This window comes from Pseudomonas sp. GW821-FHT09C09 (genome assembly GCF_059418105.1).
In genome coordinates, this window is record NZ_JBWKPF010000006.1 from 366,273 (window position 1) to 381,245 (window position 14,973).

13 protein-coding genes are annotated in these 14,973 nt (G+C 59.5%); 5 read left to right on the plus strand and 8 right to left on the minus strand.

Annotation, left to right across the window (positions count from 1 at the left end; all coding sequences use genetic code 11):
- Positions 1-82 precede the first annotated feature (82 nt).
- The 8 genes from AC07NR_RS21120 to AC07NR_RS21155 form a co-directional block, all read right to left on the minus strand.
- A complete protein-coding gene (locus AC07NR_RS21120; protein ID WP_495079382.1) occupies positions 83-1,060 on the minus strand; it encodes a FecR domain-containing protein in 978 nt (325 codons plus the stop codon).
- On the minus strand, positions 1,061-1,576 hold the full coding sequence (locus tag AC07NR_RS21125; RefSeq protein WP_085708459.1) for a sigma-70 family RNA polymerase sigma factor: 516 nt from the start codon (positions 1,574-1,576) through the stop codon (positions 1,061-1,063).
- An 84-nt stretch (positions 1,577-1,660) separates the two neighbouring features.
- Positions 1,661-2,845, minus strand: coding sequence for an aminotransferase class V-fold PLP-dependent enzyme (locus AC07NR_RS21130; RefSeq protein WP_495079383.1), 1,185 nt, complete (start codon positions 2,843-2,845; stop codon positions 1,661-1,663).
- A 14-nt stretch (positions 2,846-2,859) separates the two neighbouring features.
- Positions 2,860-4,104 (minus strand): MFS transporter, encoded by a 1,245-nt coding sequence (locus AC07NR_RS21135; protein WP_495079384.1) that lies wholly within the window; start codon positions 4,102-4,104, stop codon positions 2,860-2,862.
- Between the two features lie 13 nt (positions 4,105-4,117).
- Positions 4,118-5,971 (minus strand): IucA/IucC family protein, encoded by a 1,854-nt coding sequence (locus AC07NR_RS21140; RefSeq protein WP_495079385.1) that lies wholly within the window; start codon positions 5,969-5,971, stop codon positions 4,118-4,120.
- 45 nt (positions 5,972-6,016) lie between these two features.
- On the minus strand, positions 6,017-7,165 hold the full coding sequence (locus AC07NR_RS21145; protein ID WP_495079386.1) for an NAD/NADP octopine/nopaline dehydrogenase family protein: 1,149 nt from the start codon (positions 7,163-7,165) through the stop codon (positions 6,017-6,019).
- Positions 7,166-7,193: 28 nt separating this feature from the next.
- Entirely contained in the window at positions 7,194-8,237 is a 1,044-nt protein-coding gene (locus AC07NR_RS21150) for a PLP-dependent cysteine synthase family protein (protein WP_305836300.1), read from the minus strand.
- 14 nt (positions 8,238-8,251) lie between these two features.
- Positions 8,252-9,646: a Y4yA family PLP-dependent enzyme gene (locus AC07NR_RS21155; protein WP_495079387.1), complete on the minus strand. Its 1,395-nt coding sequence runs from the start codon at positions 9,644-9,646 to the stop codon at positions 8,252-8,254.
- Between the two features lie 609 nt (positions 9,647-10,255).
- Here AC07NR_RS21155 and AC07NR_RS21160 point away from each other — a divergent pair.
- From AC07NR_RS21160 to tssD, 5 genes are all read left to right on the plus strand, one after another.
- A complete protein-coding gene (locus AC07NR_RS21160) occupies positions 10,256-11,143 on the plus strand; it encodes an HpcH/HpaI aldolase/citrate lyase family protein (RefSeq protein ID WP_495079388.1) in 888 nt (295 codons plus the stop codon).
- Positions 11,144-11,158: 15 nt separating this feature from the next.
- On the plus strand, positions 11,159-11,560 hold the full coding sequence (locus AC07NR_RS21165; protein ID WP_495079389.1) for a ParB N-terminal domain-containing protein: 402 nt from the start codon (positions 11,159-11,161) through the stop codon (positions 11,558-11,560).
- A 147-nt stretch (positions 11,561-11,707) separates the two neighbouring features.
- Entirely contained in the window at positions 11,708-13,912 is a 2,205-nt protein-coding gene (locus AC07NR_RS21170; RefSeq protein WP_495079390.1) for a TonB-dependent receptor, read from the plus strand.
- Positions 13,913-14,003: 91 nt separating this feature from the next.
- Positions 14,004-14,381 (plus strand): fe2+ zn2+ uptake regulation protein, encoded by a 378-nt coding sequence (locus tag AC07NR_RS21175; RefSeq protein ID WP_114882424.1) that lies wholly within the window; start codon positions 14,004-14,006, stop codon positions 14,379-14,381.
- Between the two features lie 423 nt (positions 14,382-14,804).
- On the plus strand, positions 14,805-14,973 hold a 169-nt coding region (tssD, locus tag AC07NR_RS21180; RefSeq protein WP_495079394.1), incomplete at its 3' end, for a type VI secretion system tube protein TssD.

Genomic DNA, 14,973 nt, shown 5'->3' on the forward strand with positions numbered 1-14,973 from the left:
CCCTATGGACGAGGTGGAATGGTTGTTCCTTTCATTGCCAGCCGAGATCAAAAAAAGTATCACCTGTGCGGTGTTTTTTTGCTCAGGCGGGTGAGAGCGTCACCCAGTAACCGCTCAAGTGCCCGGAGACGCGCACGGGATAGGTCTGCGCCAGCATGTTCAGCGAACGCTGGGTATCGCTGATGGGAAAGGCTCCGGAAATGCGCAAGTCGGCAATGGCCGGGTCACAGCGAACGAAACCCCGGCGATAGCGCGCCAGTTCGACGACGAAATCCGCCAGGCGCATCTTGTCGGCCATCAGCATGCCCTGGGTCCAGGCGCCGACGTTGCGGTCGGTCGGGTTCACTGAGCCAAAGGCCTGTGATGAAAAGTCGGTGCGTTGCCCGGCGTTGACGATGATCGGTGTGCGCTGAGGGTTGTCGGCCAATTCGACCTGCACGGCGCCTTCGAGTACCGCGAGTTGGGTACGCGGCTGCCATTCACGAACGGTGAAGCGCGTGCCCAGCGCCTGCATCCGGCCCTGGCGGGTGCTGACCAGAAAAGGTCGAGGCTGCGCGGCGTTGTCCGCTGCGGTCTGCACGAGGATTTCACCTTCGCGCAGATTGATGAGGCGCTGCCGGGTGTCGAACAGAACGTCGATGGCCGTGTCGGTGTTCAGGGTGATGTGCGAGCCGTCGGCCAGGGTCAGTTCGCGGCGCTGGCCGACGGCGGTGTGGTAATCGGCGGACCATTGCTGCGATTGCGCCAGTTTCCAGCTGCCCCAACCGGCGGGCACCGCTGCCAGCAGCAAGGCCAGTTTGCCGAGGGCTGCGCGGCGCTCCGGGTTGCTCGGGCGATCCAGCGCCGACATCGCCAGCGACGGTGGCAGGCCGCCGAACTTGCTTTGCAGCAATTGGGCGCGAGCCCACGCCCGGTTGCGCTCAGGGCTGCTGACTTTCCAGTATTCCCATTCTGCACGCTCGGTTTCACTGAGGTCGTTTTCGCTCAAGCGCATCAGCCACTCGGCGGCTTCCTCGAGGATCTTCGGATCAAGCGGCGGTTCACTGCGACGCGTGAGCATTCATTCCACCAGCATCAGGCACTGCACGAAAGCCTGTTTCATGTAGCGCTTGACAGTGATCAGCGAGACGTCCAGCTGCTCGGCGATGTCGGCGTATTTCAAGCCGCCGATCTGCGACAGCAGGAACGCGCGTTTGACCAGTGGCGGGAGGGTGTCGAGCATGGCGTCGATTTCGTGCAGGGTTTCCAGCACCACGAAACGCAACTCGGGCGAGGGCACTTCCGGCGCCGGCAGGTGTGCGAGGGCATCGAGGTAGGCGCGTTCCAGTGCCTTGCGCTGATACCAGTTGATCAGAATGCCCTTGGCCACGCAGCTCAGGTAAGCCCGGGGCTGTTCGATGGCCGTGACCTGGGAGGCGAGGATCCTGGTGAAAGTATCCTGCGCCAGATCCGCCGCATCCATGGCGTTACCCAGTTTTTTCTTCAGCGTGTTGTACAGCCAGCCGTGATGGCCGCTGTACAGCGCTTCGATCACGCGCAGATGGTTGTCGTTGTTCGCGGGAAGGGTTTCGCTCATGGCTGCAGTGTTTTGCAATTGAGAAGTATTCCCAATGCTAGTGTACAAAGAGCCCGCGACGCAAGCGCGAATCAGCATCCGTTTTCAGGCGCGGGGCATTCTCAACAACGCGTTTACCATGGCGTCGATTTCGGCCTCGGTGTTGTAGGCGTGCAGCGATGCGCGGCTGACTTCCAGCAGGTCCCGCTGCTGCATGTCGAGCATCGTCGAGCGGAAGGTCGAGGTGGTGACGTTGATGCGTTTTTCCTGCCCCGCCAACCATGCCTGAACTTGTGCTGCGCTGGCGTCCTGGCAGGTGAAGGTGACGATGCCTGACTTGATGGCGCCCATGTCCTGCGGCGTAACGCCCGGCACGTCGGCCAGGCGATTGCGCAGGTGCGCCGACAATCGTTGAATGCGTTGCCACATGGGTTCGATGCCTTGCGTCAGGGCGTAACGGGCCGCCGCCCCCATGCCCAGTTTCGCGGCAACGTTGCATTCCCAGTTTTCGAAGCGTCGGGCATCGCCGCGAATTTTGAAGGTGTCCGGGTTCAGCAGTGAAGCGGCGTGCAGGTCGAGAAACGCCGGTTCGAGGTTCTCGCACAAGGCTTTTTCGACATAGAGAAACCCCATGCCCCGAGGGCCACGAAGGTATTTTCGGCTGGTGGCAGCGAGCATATGGCAGCCGATTTTCTGCACATCGATCGGCATCTGCCCGACGCCCTGACAGGCATCCAGCAGAAACAGAACCCCGGCCGTCCGGGCGAGGGCGCCGATCTGTTCGATGGGCTGCACCGGGCCGCCATTGGTGGCAATCACCGGCAGCGACACCAGGGCGACCCGGTCATCGCCGAGCATGTCCCGCAGCGCCGGCAATGACACCTGGCCCTGTTCATCGTTGGGAATGACCCTGATCTCGATCCCGCGCTGCTGCTTGAGCTGCAGATAGGGAATGTAGTTGCCGGCGTATTCGGTGGTCGATGTCAGCACCACATCGCCGGGCCGCAGCGGCAATGAATAGAAAGCCATGTCCCAGGCGCGGGTCGCATTCTCGATCACCGCGACTTCTTCGGGACGGGCGTTGATCAGTCGGCCGATGTCTTCATAGACATTTTCCACTTCAACGGATTGCTGCCCGGCGGCTTCGTATCCACCGATCCGCGCTTCAAGTTGCAGGTGACGGGTCATCACCTCGATCACCGGGTCAGGCATCAGCGCCGCACCGGCATTGTTGAAGTGAATCAGTTGCTCGACGCCCGGTGTGTCGGCGCGCAGTTGTTCAATGTTCAAATCAAACTCCTTGATCAGTCGCCCGGCGGGATCTGGCTCGGTTGCATGACCATGGGCCGATAGCGCAACGCAACGATGGGAATCAGCGCGAGGATGTAGGCTAGGCAGACAAACAGGTAGGTGTACTGCAAACCATAGACCTGGCTGAGCAGCCCGCCGGCCGAGATGCCGGCGATGGACGCAAATTGCGCAGTGCTTTGGGCAATGCCCAGCACGTAGCCCTGACGCGAGCTGTCGGCAGTTTTGGAGATCAGCGCCATCAGCACCGGCGTCGTGGCGCCGAGCAATACACCCCAGATGAAGTAGGCGCCGACGAACACGATCGGATTACGCGTGATGCCGGCCAGTGCCGTAAGCGCAATGCAGCCGATCACGACATAGGTGATGCGTTGCAGAGTGTCCTGCTGATTGCGGTGCTCGAAATAACGCGACCACGCGGTTGCCGACAAAATGAAGCCCAGCGCCAGCAAGCCATAGCAAAGCCCGACCACCGAATTGCTGACCTCGAACACCGAGCTGACATACAGCGAGAACGACGTCTGCGGCAGCATCCGCGCCAGCAGCAAAATACCCATGACACCCAGCAACGACAGCAGGGGTGTGCCTTGCCAGACGCTGCCACTGTGACTGCTTGGCGTCGCTGTATCCGCAACCGGGGCCTTCTTCACTGGCGGTACGTCCGGCAACGTAATGGCCGCGACCACGGTGCAGATGGCGCACAACACCGCCGCGATCATGTTGATCCAGAAGAACGTCGCGTAATCGAGGATCAACCCGCCCACCACTGCGCCAAGCAACGAGCCGACGTTGGTGGAAATCTGCAGGATCGCGAACAGCCGTGCCCGTCGCGAAGGCGCTTCGATACTCACGCCATACGCCTGGGCCGGGGCGATGTAGCCGGCGAAGGCGCCTTGCAGGAAGCGCAGGATCAGGATCACCCAGATATCGCTGCACAAGGCCAGCCCAAGCTGGGTCAATGACAGGCCGGCGAGGGCGCGGATCATCATCAACTTGTGGCCGAAGCGGTCACCGATACGGCCCCAGAATGCACTGGTCAGAATAATGCCCAGCATCGGCCCGACGTACACGGCGATGCTGGCGAAACTGAAGAGCGAGTCTGACGAGGTCAGCCCACGCAGGTGGACGGGCCAGAACGGCCCGCTCATTTCCATCGCACCCATCGAAATGAGCTGGATCGCGAACAGAAGATAAATCAGGACTCTTACGCGCGAACCCGCGATGGCACCTGCATGGGTCATGGGTCAGCCTCGGTTATTGAATGACATTGAGCGGGTTGGTCAGCGTGTGCTGAATCCGGTAGTTGGAGTACTGCATCATGTGCATGCGCAACAACGAACGGGTCGGCCACGGATCATTGAGAAAGGCCTTGCGTTCGACTTCCCACAGCTGCGGCGCGACACGCTCGCGCACTGCGGCGAAGGCCAGTTCGGTCTCTTCACGCAGAATGTCCCACATCCGGTTGTTGTCCAGCGCGTACTCCTTGGTCAGCCACAGGGCCATTTCATGCAGGTGCGTGAGGAACGCTGCGTCCAGCACGAACATGCGCACCGGTTCGATATCGCCCTCGAACACCGTTGGCAGAATGCCCGGCTGCACGTGCGGTTGCAGGGTGTAGCCGCGTCCTTCCAGCAATGGAGCGTAGGTCCTGCCGTCGCCGAAATCACGGATCAGCAGACTACGTGCTTTGCCATCCGGGGAAAACAGCACCATCGTGTTCTGTTGATGCGCCTCAAGCCCGATGCCGTACATCAGGTAGATCGCCACCACCGGATGGGTGACCACTTTGGCGTACTGGCGGAACCAGTCTTCAACCTGAGCGGTATTGGCCCGAACGCCATCGCGCTCGATCAACTCGGTGAACAGCGGACGACCGCTGCCCGGCAAGCGAGTGAACAGAGAAGCCACGGTGATTGGCAGGCACTCGTCGGAGCGCTCGAACGCTTGCTGACTGGCGCGGAACACCACCGACAGATGCCGACCGGGGTGGTCGTCCTGCGTGATCGCGTTCTTGTAGCGCACGCCGATTTCTTCCGGGAAGATTTCCAGACGTTGGTCAAAACCGTTTTCAACCTCGAGGATCTTCGTGATGACGGTGCTGATGCGCGGCCCCATGTGGATCGACTTGGCCTGCAGGCTGCGCAGCTCGCTGGTCATCCACACGGCAATCGGCAACTTGATCAGCGGCGCGCTCTCCTTGAGCACCGGCATCATCGTGCGGTACGACATGGTCGGCAGGGTCTGGATGTCCGGGCCGTCGGTGATCAGGATGCCTTCTTCGATTTCTGCCGCGAAGTTTTTCAGCACGTAAGCCTGCAAATGCCACGCGTGAATCGGCAGCGGTAACCATTGGGATTCGTCCAGTCCCTTGCTGTTGAGCGATGCCTTCCACTGCTCCCATTGAGTCGGGAAGTTGCCAGCGAACCAGCTGTGGTAATCGGTGACGTGGGGCATGCTTTCGCTTTTCGCCATGTCGGCCCGCAGCGCGGCAATGCGCAGCGGCACCTGGGCGTTGAACTCCGGCGACAGTTGCTCGACTTCTTCATCGCTCAGGCCCGGGCGGGCTTTCCAGGTCGGATAGTAGGGGTGACCTTCCAGCGAGCCCCACTGGTCGAGGAGGATCGCGGCGTCCTTGGTGCTGACGTGCTGGCGCAGGTAATCGGTCAGGCTGTCGAGGCCTTGTTCCCGGGCGGCGGCAGCCAGGCGTGCGTTCCATTGCTGACGATGCAGACGGGCGTGGGCGTCGTTCATCAGGCTGTTCTCCATGTCCGACTTGAGCCCGGCAATGCCTTCATCGGTGGGTTCGAAATCGAAGCTGTCGCGCAGCACGTCCAGCAAGTCATGATGGGTGTGAATCACCTGGCGTACGCCTTCATCGGTCACCAGCACCACGTCGCCGTCATTGACCACGGTGTCGGCCGGACCCTTGGCGATGTTGGAAAAGAACACATGGGAGCGGCCGTCTTTCAGTGCGTAGGTGGCTTCGTTGCCGGTCGCAGAGAAGCGCAGCCCCGAGCGATCCAGAATGTTTTCGGCAAACAGGCAACGGATCATCCGTCGCAGGGCGTTCTTGCGGGAGTAGGCGATGAGTGTCTTGAAGTCATCCATATCAGCTATCTGCTCGTCGAGAAATTAATGAAATGTTGAATCCGCTCAGGCCGTGCGCGGCCAATGGCGGGGGAAGTAGTCGAGCGCCGAGTCGCGCAAACCCTGCATGTAGGAAACGCTCCATTGCAGGACTTCTTCGATGTAGGGGACTTTCAGTTCGAAGCGCCGGGCCATTTCCACCAGCAGCACGAGGCCGTAAGCGACGTCTTCATTGAAGGCGCGACTTTCGCGTTCGATCACGTAGCCGGCGCGGTTGTCATCGGCGGGGATCATTGGGGCGAGGATGTCGTTGTAGGCCTGGTTGGTGCGCAGGATCGACAACATGCTGCTTTGATCGCGGATCTGCTCCCCGTAAGCCTCGACGATTTCCTGCTTGAGGGATTTCACCGACGACAGATCAATGCCCAGACGCTGGCTGATCACGCTGCACAGCTCCTGACTTTCCTGATCCATGCGCTCGAGGAAATAGGCGCCCAGTTCGGGGCACTCGGTCCACCAGCACATGCGCTGCGGGAAGATCTTGCGATGCCACTGGCCGTAAGGGCCGATCAAGCCGTAGATCACCGAGCTGTGCATGATCGGATTGCCCGGTGTCAGGGTGATTTCCAGGTAGTGGTCGAGCATCGTCACGCAGGGGCCATAAAGCGTCGTGAGGATTTCTTCCAGGTGTTGCCGTGATTGCGCTGATTCCCGGTCGTGCAGTGCGACATACAACTGGCTCTTGCCGCCGCCCATCTTCACCGACACGCCCGGCTTCAGATCGAACGCGGTGTGCGGTACATCCTTCATGCCCCAGATCACTACGTTCGAACGGTCACCCAGCGTGGCTTCCGTTAGCCAGTCGAAACCGCAGAATCCCGGAATCGCGCCGACGTACACCGGTTTGCTCGAACTCAGATGCGGTGCGATGGCTTGCAGGGTTTGCGGTCGAGCGTGGGCCGGTACGGTGATGATCACGATGTCGGCGTCGGCCACCACGACGCTGGCGTCGGTGCTGACCTGATCCGGTCGCGCGCTCAGGGTCGAGCCGTCCGGCATCAGCGCCTGCATCGGCAGCTTGTCGAGGTGCCGCTCGACCACTTCCTGATTGTTGGTGAGCATCGAGACCTGAACATTGGGCAGCTGTTTAAACAGGATGGCATTCAGGTGCCCGGTCCGGCCTGCGCCGCAGATGGCGACTTTCAGCGGTTTCATACAGAGACTTTCCTGTGTGGGAGACGTGTCAGGCGACGCTCAATTGCAGGGGAGTGGCGTCGGATTCGAGCCAGCGTGTCTTGCCCAGCCAGCGATCCAGTTGCGGCGCGACATCCGGGTCCAGCAGGTCCCGCTCTTCGAGCCATTTGTCGTCGAACACGGTGTGCAGGTATTTCTCGCCGCCGTCGGCAATCGGCACCACGACGTTGCCGGTCAACGTGCCTTTGTGAATCAGTTCCAGCGCTTTGTAGATCGCGCCGCCAGTCGAACCGCCGACCAGCAGGGCCAGATTGCGTGCGATGTAGCGGGCGGTTTCGAAGGCCTGGGAATCGGTGACTTGCAAGCCCAGGTCGATGCAGCTGTAGTCAAGCACCAGGCCAACGGTGTCGCCGGCCGGGGTGCCGGTACCGGACTGGTAATACGGATAGCCGGGATGGCCGAAGACAATGGAACCGGCCGGTTCGACGGCGACGGTGACGATGTCCGGGTTGTGCAGTTTCAGGCCCCGTGCGATGCCGGTCATTGAGCCACCGGTGCCGACGCAACCGACGTACGCGCCAATGTGGCCACCGGCCTGGGCGATGGTTTCACGGACGAAATCGCTGTAGCCGCCGGCGTTGGCCGCGTTGTCCGACTGGTTCATGAACACCGCGCCGGGGATCTGCGAGGCCAGTTCGGCAGCCAGCCGTTGGCGCTCGACCACGGCCACTTCGTCTTCCCGATAGGTTCCGGCGACAAAGCGGATCTCGGCACCGAGTGCCTTCATCACCGCAATCTTGTCCTGCGCCGCATGGTGATCGACCACGGCAATGAAATGCAGATCGAACTCCACGGCCGCCATGGCCAGGCCGATGCCGGTATTGCCGGAGGATGATTCAACGACCACGCCACCGGGTTTCAACTTTCCGGACTTGAGCGCCGCTAAAACCATGTTTCGCGCCATACGGTCCTTAATACTGCCGCCGGGGTTGTTCTTCTCTATCTTGAGCAAAAGCCGGGCGTTGGTATCCGGAACATCGATGCCCAACATTGGTGTATTGCCAATAAGATCCGAAACTTTATTCAGTATCATCTGGACGTCTTCCCTTAATAGTCAGGTGTGAATGCGTAGTTACCTTCCGTACAACATGTCGCCATCAGTCGCTGCGGCAACGGGTGGCGATGAAATTCATTTTCCAGCAAGTCCATCTGATAGCCGGCGGTGTTGGCGTAGATCAATAAATCGCCGGTTTTTGGCGATGTATCGAAGTTGATAAGGCGGTGAGTGATCACATCATCGTCCAGGCAACTATGGCCGGCGATGTAGGCTTGCATCGGAACAGGTTTTGATTCTTTCGATGTAATAAGGATGGGATCGACAAGGTATTCAGACGAGAACCAGGTTTCGCAAGCGCTGAAACTGCTGCCTTCGGCGAAGATCACAACTTTGTTGTCGGACAATTGTTTGGTGCGGGTCACGCGAAAGACGCTTATCGCTGCTTGATCCACCAGACTGCGGCCGGGTTCCAGTGCCAGTTTTATATTCTGGCTTTTCAAGTAACCGGCAATGGTTTTGCCCGGGGAATGATCCGATTCCAGGAATAAGTCCAGCCACTGGCAAGCCGTCAAACTGCTGCCGTAAGGGTAATAAGCGTTGGGGACTCGACGATTCTGATAATGACTCGTGTTGTTGTCGTTCTGCAGAAAACTGTTGTAATCCTGCGGGTCTACATACCGCATCGGCAGGCCTCCACCGATGTCGATCATGACCGGGTTGAGGCCCATTTCCCTTGCTGCATCGATGAAGCCGATGACTTCACGGAAAGCCTGTACCCGGGTTTCGTAGCCGTAGCCGCCGAGGTGGAAGTGGAACCCTTCGAAGTGGAACGACTCACGCTGTTCGGTCAGGTACTGAAGGCACTGAAACAAATCATCCGCACCCATTCCGAAGCGGCTCGCCGGGCAACTTGTCGGTCTGTAACGCAGCAGAATCCGGGCTTTGGCCGGTGGTTGCGAAGTGTCGAGCAGCGCTTTGAGATGGCTGAACTCTTCCAGTGAATCCACACAAATCAGCGATCCACCTTGCAACAGTGCGCGATGAAACGCTGCCGTTTTGGCCGGCCCGGTCGCACACAAATGTTCCGCGGGCGTTCCGGCGCGCAGTGCCGCCTGCAGCTCAAACAGGCTCGACACGTCGGTGCCGATGCCCGAAGCCGATGCGGCAGCAAGCAGGCATTGCGACTTGTTGGCTTTTGCTCCGTAGAAAATCGCGTAGTCAACCTCGTGCCGTTTCAACACCGATTGCAGCGCCTGGACGTTGGCCTCAAATGCATGTGGCCATACCAGATTCAGCGGGGAACCATGTTGGTTAACGAGTTCAAAAAGTTTTCCCGGGGAATATTTAAGTAGATTGTCGATAACAGGGTCGATTAACGGTTTCAGCACTTTTGGATATTGAGCTTCTGTTGTTGCTTTAGTTGGCGGCGCAATTAATTCAGGCATAGAAAACCTCTGGCGTCGATAATCGCCATATGCAGGTCGACAACTAATCGTTATCGATTTTTGTGTTCTTGCTGCTCGTCAGATACGAGTGTTTAAAGAGGTGGAGGCGGATGACAGATCCACTCTGCAAATAAACACGGGGTATGTTCTTTCATAAAATTTTCACAAAACTGTTTCATGAGAACCCCACTCCTTAAGGTTCAGGCAGGCAAGGAGAAGGCCAATGAGTGGTGGCCTTGTCTCTTTTGAAGTGCCATTACCTGACATGTAAATGACATCATTGCGCCGAACTTTCCGTGAACAAAATCACAGGTCTTGATTTTAATCCTGACCCTGTCAGCGGCTCGAACAATATTGCGAACAGGAACGATTATCAAGTAAGGTTTTCAAATATTTTTGAATGAACACACACAACAGGGGAGTGCGAAGCCGTTTGTTCGCATGCTCAAGTAAGCGCTCGCGTGTTGATTTTAAAAACCGTCAACGCCTTGTTATTCAAGGTGTTGACGGTTGATTCAAGACACCGGGATTCAGCCCGTTTTTTCCCCTGTAACAGGTGTTCGAATTTTTTTGAAAACCCACGACTGAAGCACGCTCAGGAGAGTCCCGATGACTGTTCGTCACAGCACCAACGCCACGCTTCCCATCAGCTACCTGTTCGTTCCCGGCAACCGGCCGGAGCGTTTTTCCAAAGCGGTCGAGGCCGGGCCGGACGCGATCATTCTCGACCTCGAAGATGCCGTTCATCCGAATAGCAAAGCCGTGGCCCGGGCGTCGATCTGGGCCTGGCAGCAGAGCACGCCCGAAACTGCCAGCCAGCGTTACATCCGGTTGAACAGCGTCGGCAGTTCGCTGTTTCGCCAGGACATGACCTGGCTGGGCGATATGCGCTACCCCGAGCGCTGCGCCGGGATTTTCCTGCCCAAGGCCGAATGCCCCGAAAGCTTGTCCCGTGTGGTTGAGCGCTTGCTGGAGTGGAACCCCGACCTGCAAATCGTCGCCATCATCGAGACCGCCAAGGGCTTGCATCAGGTCGAGGCGATTGCAGCGATTCCCGGCCTGGCGCGGCTGGCATTCGGCTCGCTGGATTTCTCCCTGGACATCGACTGCAGCCAGATTCCCGAGGCGTTTCTGTTTGCTCGAAATCGCATCGTGCTGGCTTCGCGGGTTGCCGGATTGCCGGCACCGATCGATGGCGTGACCCCGGCCATCAGCGACATGGCGCTGGTCGAGCGCGACTCGCGTTACGCCCGGTCGCTGGGGTTCGGCGCCAAGCTGTGTATCCATCCCGCGCAAATCGCCACGGTGCAGAAAGCCTACCTGCCCAACGCCCGCCAACTGGCGTGGGCGGACCGGGTCCTGAATGCCGTGGCCGGGGGCAGCCACGCGGTGCAAGTCGATGGCGAAATGGTCGATCTGCCGCTCATCGAACAGGCGCAACGCCTGCGGGACATGGCCAGCCAGTACGCGCTGGTCGCCAACGCGGATGCCTGCTGAAACGGGGGACGAATCATGGGACATGGTTACCAGATTGCCCTGCGTCCACTGTGCGACGTGCGGCAATCCGAGCAGGTCGATCCGCTCAACGTACAGCGCCTGCGCGAGGCGATCATCCAGGCCGGGCACTGGCTGGAGCCGATCATCGTCGAAAGCTCCCGGGGCATCGTGATGGACGGCAATCACCGGTTCAACGCAGCGCGGGCACTGGGGTTGAAACGGGTGCCGTGCATCCAGCTCGACTACGCCGATCCGCGTGTCTGTGTACGGCATTGGCAAACCGGGCAGGCGTTCGAGGTGGCGCGGATTTTCACCACCATCGAGCGCGGCGAACTGTTCCCGTACAAGACTACCCGGCACGCGTTCGATCCCGCGCTGCCGGTGATCTCCATTCCGCTGCAATGCCTGTACGACTGACCTGTGCCGGAGGATGGGCTTCTCCCGCCCATCCTCCGCGCAAACCGGTCGCCAAAAAAATTCCGACGACGCTGATACTTTTTCGATTGCTGGCTGGCAAATAGGAGTCATTACCATTTTCAGCCATTCGAGAAGGACCCCATCGTCATGTCTGTTGCACGTCGACCTTGCAGTGAACGCGCGTTAACCCTGGCTATTCGCACCGCCATGCTGAGTTCTATTCTGGCCGCAGGAAGCGCCACTGTCTGGGCAGCAGACCCCAAGCAACCCGAGCAACAGGACACCGTCACCACGGAAGGCCTGACGCTGGACACCACCAATGTCAACGCCAGTTACAACGGCGCGACCGCATTGCCGGAAGTGCTCGCCGGCGGCCAGGTCGCCCGGGGCGCGCGGCTCGGGATGATGGGCAACAAGGACGTGATGGACACGCCGTTCAGCGTGACCAGCTACACCGCCAAAACCCTCGCCGACCTGCAAACGGTGACCGTGGCCGATGCCCTGGAGCGCGACCCTTCGGTGCGCTCCACCGGGCAGACCGGCGGGATCGTCGACTCGTTTTTCATTCGCGGATTTGCGATAGGCGAGGGCAACCTCGGCGAACTGGCCTACGACGGTGTGTACGGCGTGGCCCCCAACTACCGGGTGTTTACCGAATACGCCGAACGCGTCGAAGTGCTCAAAGGGCCGGGCGCGCTGATGTACGGGATATCGCCGAACAGCGGCGTCGGTGGCGTGATCAACATCGTGCCCAAGCGGCCACTGGACGAAGACCTGACTCGCTTCACCGGCACTTACGCGTCCGACTCGCAAGTGGGCGGGCATCTGGACGTCAGCCGGCGTTTCGGCAGCGAAAATCAGTTTGGCATCCGATTCAACGGCAGCACTCAGGGCGGTGATACCGCGATCAACAATCAGGAGCGCGCGCTGGACATCGGTGCCATCGCCCTCGATTACAAGGGCGAACGGCTGCGCCTGAACCTGGATTACATCAGCCAGAAAGAGAGCTTCGACGCGGCCTCGCGACCGTTCACCATTGCACCGGGCGTGAAGGTTCCATCGGCGCCGAACGGTCGCACCAACCTGCCGCAGGACTGGGGCTGGTCGGACACCAAGGAGCAGTCGGCATTGCTCGGCGGCGAGTACGACCTCAATGACAACCTGACCGTGTTCGCCCACGCCGGCGGTGGTCGCTCCGACGTCAAGCGCATGTCGGACCAGGTGCCGCGAATCCTCAATGACGCCGGCGACACCAGCAATATCCCTGGCTACTACAAATTCAACGTCGATCGTTCAACGGCCGATGTGGGGATGCGCGCGCTGTTCGCCACCGGTCCGGTCACTCACACCACCACGATCATGGCGACCCGTTATCAGGACGAGTTGTCCCGGGGCATCAACAACGGCACGGAAATCCGCTCGAATATCTATCACCCGGTGGACGTGCCCAAGCAGTACATCAACTCGCCGAAAGTGCTGCGCATTTCCGAGTCGGAACTGTCCGGCGTCGCACTGACCGATACCCTCGGCTTTCTTGATGACCGGATCCAGTTGACCCTCGGCGTGCGCCGTCAGGACATCGAGTCGCGTAACTACAGCGCATCCGGTTCGGTCAGTTCCCGTTACGACGACAGCGCCACCACACCGCTGGCGGGCGTGGTGGTCAAACCGTGGGAAGACGTCTCGCTGTACTACAACTACGTCGAAGGCCTGAGCAAAGGTGACATCGCCCCCGGCACGGCGGCCAACTCCGGCGAAACCTTCGCCCCCTACAAATCCAAACAGCATGAAGTTGGCGTGAAGTACGAGCACGGCACGTTCATGACTACCCTGGCGTTGTTCCAGATCGAGAAACCGAGCGGCGAAATCGGCGCCGGCAACGTGTTCTCGGTGCAGGCCGAGCAGCGTAACCGTGGCGTCGAGTTGAGCATGTTCGGCGAAGTGGCGCCGGGCACTCGCCTGATGGGCGGCGTGACCTTGCTCGACGGCGAACTGACGGATTCGGCCACCGCCGCCAACCGTGGCAACAAACCGGTGGGCGTGCCGGATGTGCAGGCCAACCTCTGGGCCGAGTGGGATACCCCGTGGGTCGAAGGTTTCACCCTGACCGGCGGCGCGATCTACACCGACAGCCAATACGTCAATCAGGCCAACACCCAGGAGCTGCCATCCTGGACCCGCATCGACGCCGGCGCCCGTTACGCCACCAAGATCGAAGGTCGGCCGACGACATTCCGCGCCACGGTGCAGAACGTGTTTGATCGTGAGTACTGGTCGGGTGTGGCGTCCTACGGCGCGTTCTCCCCGGGCTATCCACGCACATTGCAATTGTCGGCGACCGTCGACTTCTGATCGGAGGGCGCACTTGATGGCGGAGCCGTCGAGTGCGCCTTCTTCTATATATAGCTACGCACAGCGGCTGATCATAAAAAGGAGCATTCGAATGTTAACCAGCCCGGCATCGACGTCTTCTGGCAAGCAATCGCAGTTCCCGTTGACGAAAGGTCAGCGGGCCTTCGATTTCGAGCGCAGCACCAATGAGCACATCCGTGAACTGCTGCATTATTACGGGCTGCGCACCAGCCTGATCCGGATCAAGGTGATCGATGCCTTGCTGGTTGCCGCACGCGAAGGACGCGCCGTTGGCGGGCGGGGGGTGCACGGATATCTGCAGGCGTTTGTCAGCGGTATTCAGTTCGTCAGCGTGAGGGAAGTGCTCAAGCGTTTGTGCGAGGAGGGCGTTATCGTGTTTCAGCCGGACAAGAGTTATCGGTTTACCGGTGAAGCGTTCTCGCTGCTCGAGCAACATGCTGGCCGGTGACATTCGGTTGTGTTCAGCCAGATCAAGACCATCTGTTTAGCAGCAGGTGGTTTTGTCGTTTTGGGGATTGATCGGACCGTTATCTATGTACGGTTTCCCTGTTTCAGTGGAGCCGATCGAAATTACTGAACTGCGCAAAAAGTTGCGCAGTTGTCCGTAATAAAACCACGGTCAAAACCCCGGCAGGCCTTGCCAATCAAGGCCTCCAGCCAAGTGCGCAAGAAGTTGCACAGTACTGCGCAACTTCTTGCGCACTTTTTCGCTGTTTCCTACAGCAAAGGATGGAAAATTCTCACGCGAGATTCGTAAGCCCTTGATGGGTAATGGCCATGTGATGGCTGGCATGACTTTTGATTCCTCCTTTGCCGCCTGGACAGGCAATCACGCCGTCCGGTCCTGTCTATCGAGCAAGGAGCACACCCCATGGCAACACCAGCGTACATGTCGGTTACCGGCGAAAAACAAGGCCTGATCACTGCCGGCGCCTTCACTGCCGACTCCGTTGGCAACACCTTTCAGGAAGGCCACGAAGACCAGGTCATGGTTCAGGCTTTCACCCACGACGTGATCATCCCGCGTGACCCGCAATCCG

What these genes read in the sequence shown, in the direction of transcription:
- AC07NR_RS21120 (WP_495079382.1), bottom strand. Translation starts at nt 1,060, where the DNA reads ATGCTCACGCGTCGCAGTGAACCGCCGCTTGATCCGAAGATCCTCGAG.
- AC07NR_RS21125 (WP_085708459.1), bottom strand. Translation starts at nt 1,576, where the DNA reads ATGAGCGAAACCCTTCCCGCGAACAACGACAACCATCTGCGCGTGATC.
- AC07NR_RS21135 (WP_495079384.1), bottom strand. Translation starts at nt 4,104, where the DNA reads ATGACCCATGCAGGTGCCATCGCGGGTTCGCGCGTAAGAGTCCTGATT.
- AC07NR_RS21140 (WP_495079385.1), bottom strand. Translation starts at nt 5,971, where the DNA reads ATGGATGACTTCAAGACACTCATCGCCTACTCCCGCAAGAACGCCCTG.
- AC07NR_RS21145 (WP_495079386.1), bottom strand. Translation starts at nt 7,165, where the DNA reads ATGAAACCGCTGAAAGTCGCCATCTGCGGCGCAGGCCGGACCGGGCAC.
- AC07NR_RS21150 (WP_305836300.1), bottom strand. Translation starts at nt 8,237, where the DNA reads ATGATACTGAATAAAGTTTCGGATCTTATTGGCAATACACCAATGTTG.
- AC07NR_RS21155 (WP_495079387.1), bottom strand. Translation starts at nt 9,646, where the DNA reads ATGCCTGAATTAATTGCGCCGCCAACTAAAGCAACAACAGAAGCTCAA.
- AC07NR_RS21160 (WP_495079388.1), top strand. Translation starts at nt 10,256, where the DNA reads ATGACTGTTCGTCACAGCACCAACGCCACGCTTCCCATCAGCTACCTG.
- AC07NR_RS21165 (WP_495079389.1), top strand. Translation starts at nt 11,159, where the DNA reads ATGGGACATGGTTACCAGATTGCCCTGCGTCCACTGTGCGACGTGCGG.
- AC07NR_RS21170 (WP_495079390.1), top strand. Translation starts at nt 11,708, where the DNA reads ATGTCTGTTGCACGTCGACCTTGCAGTGAACGCGCGTTAACCCTGGCT.
- AC07NR_RS21175 (WP_114882424.1), top strand. Translation starts at nt 14,004, where the DNA reads ATGTTAACCAGCCCGGCATCGACGTCTTCTGGCAAGCAATCGCAGTTC.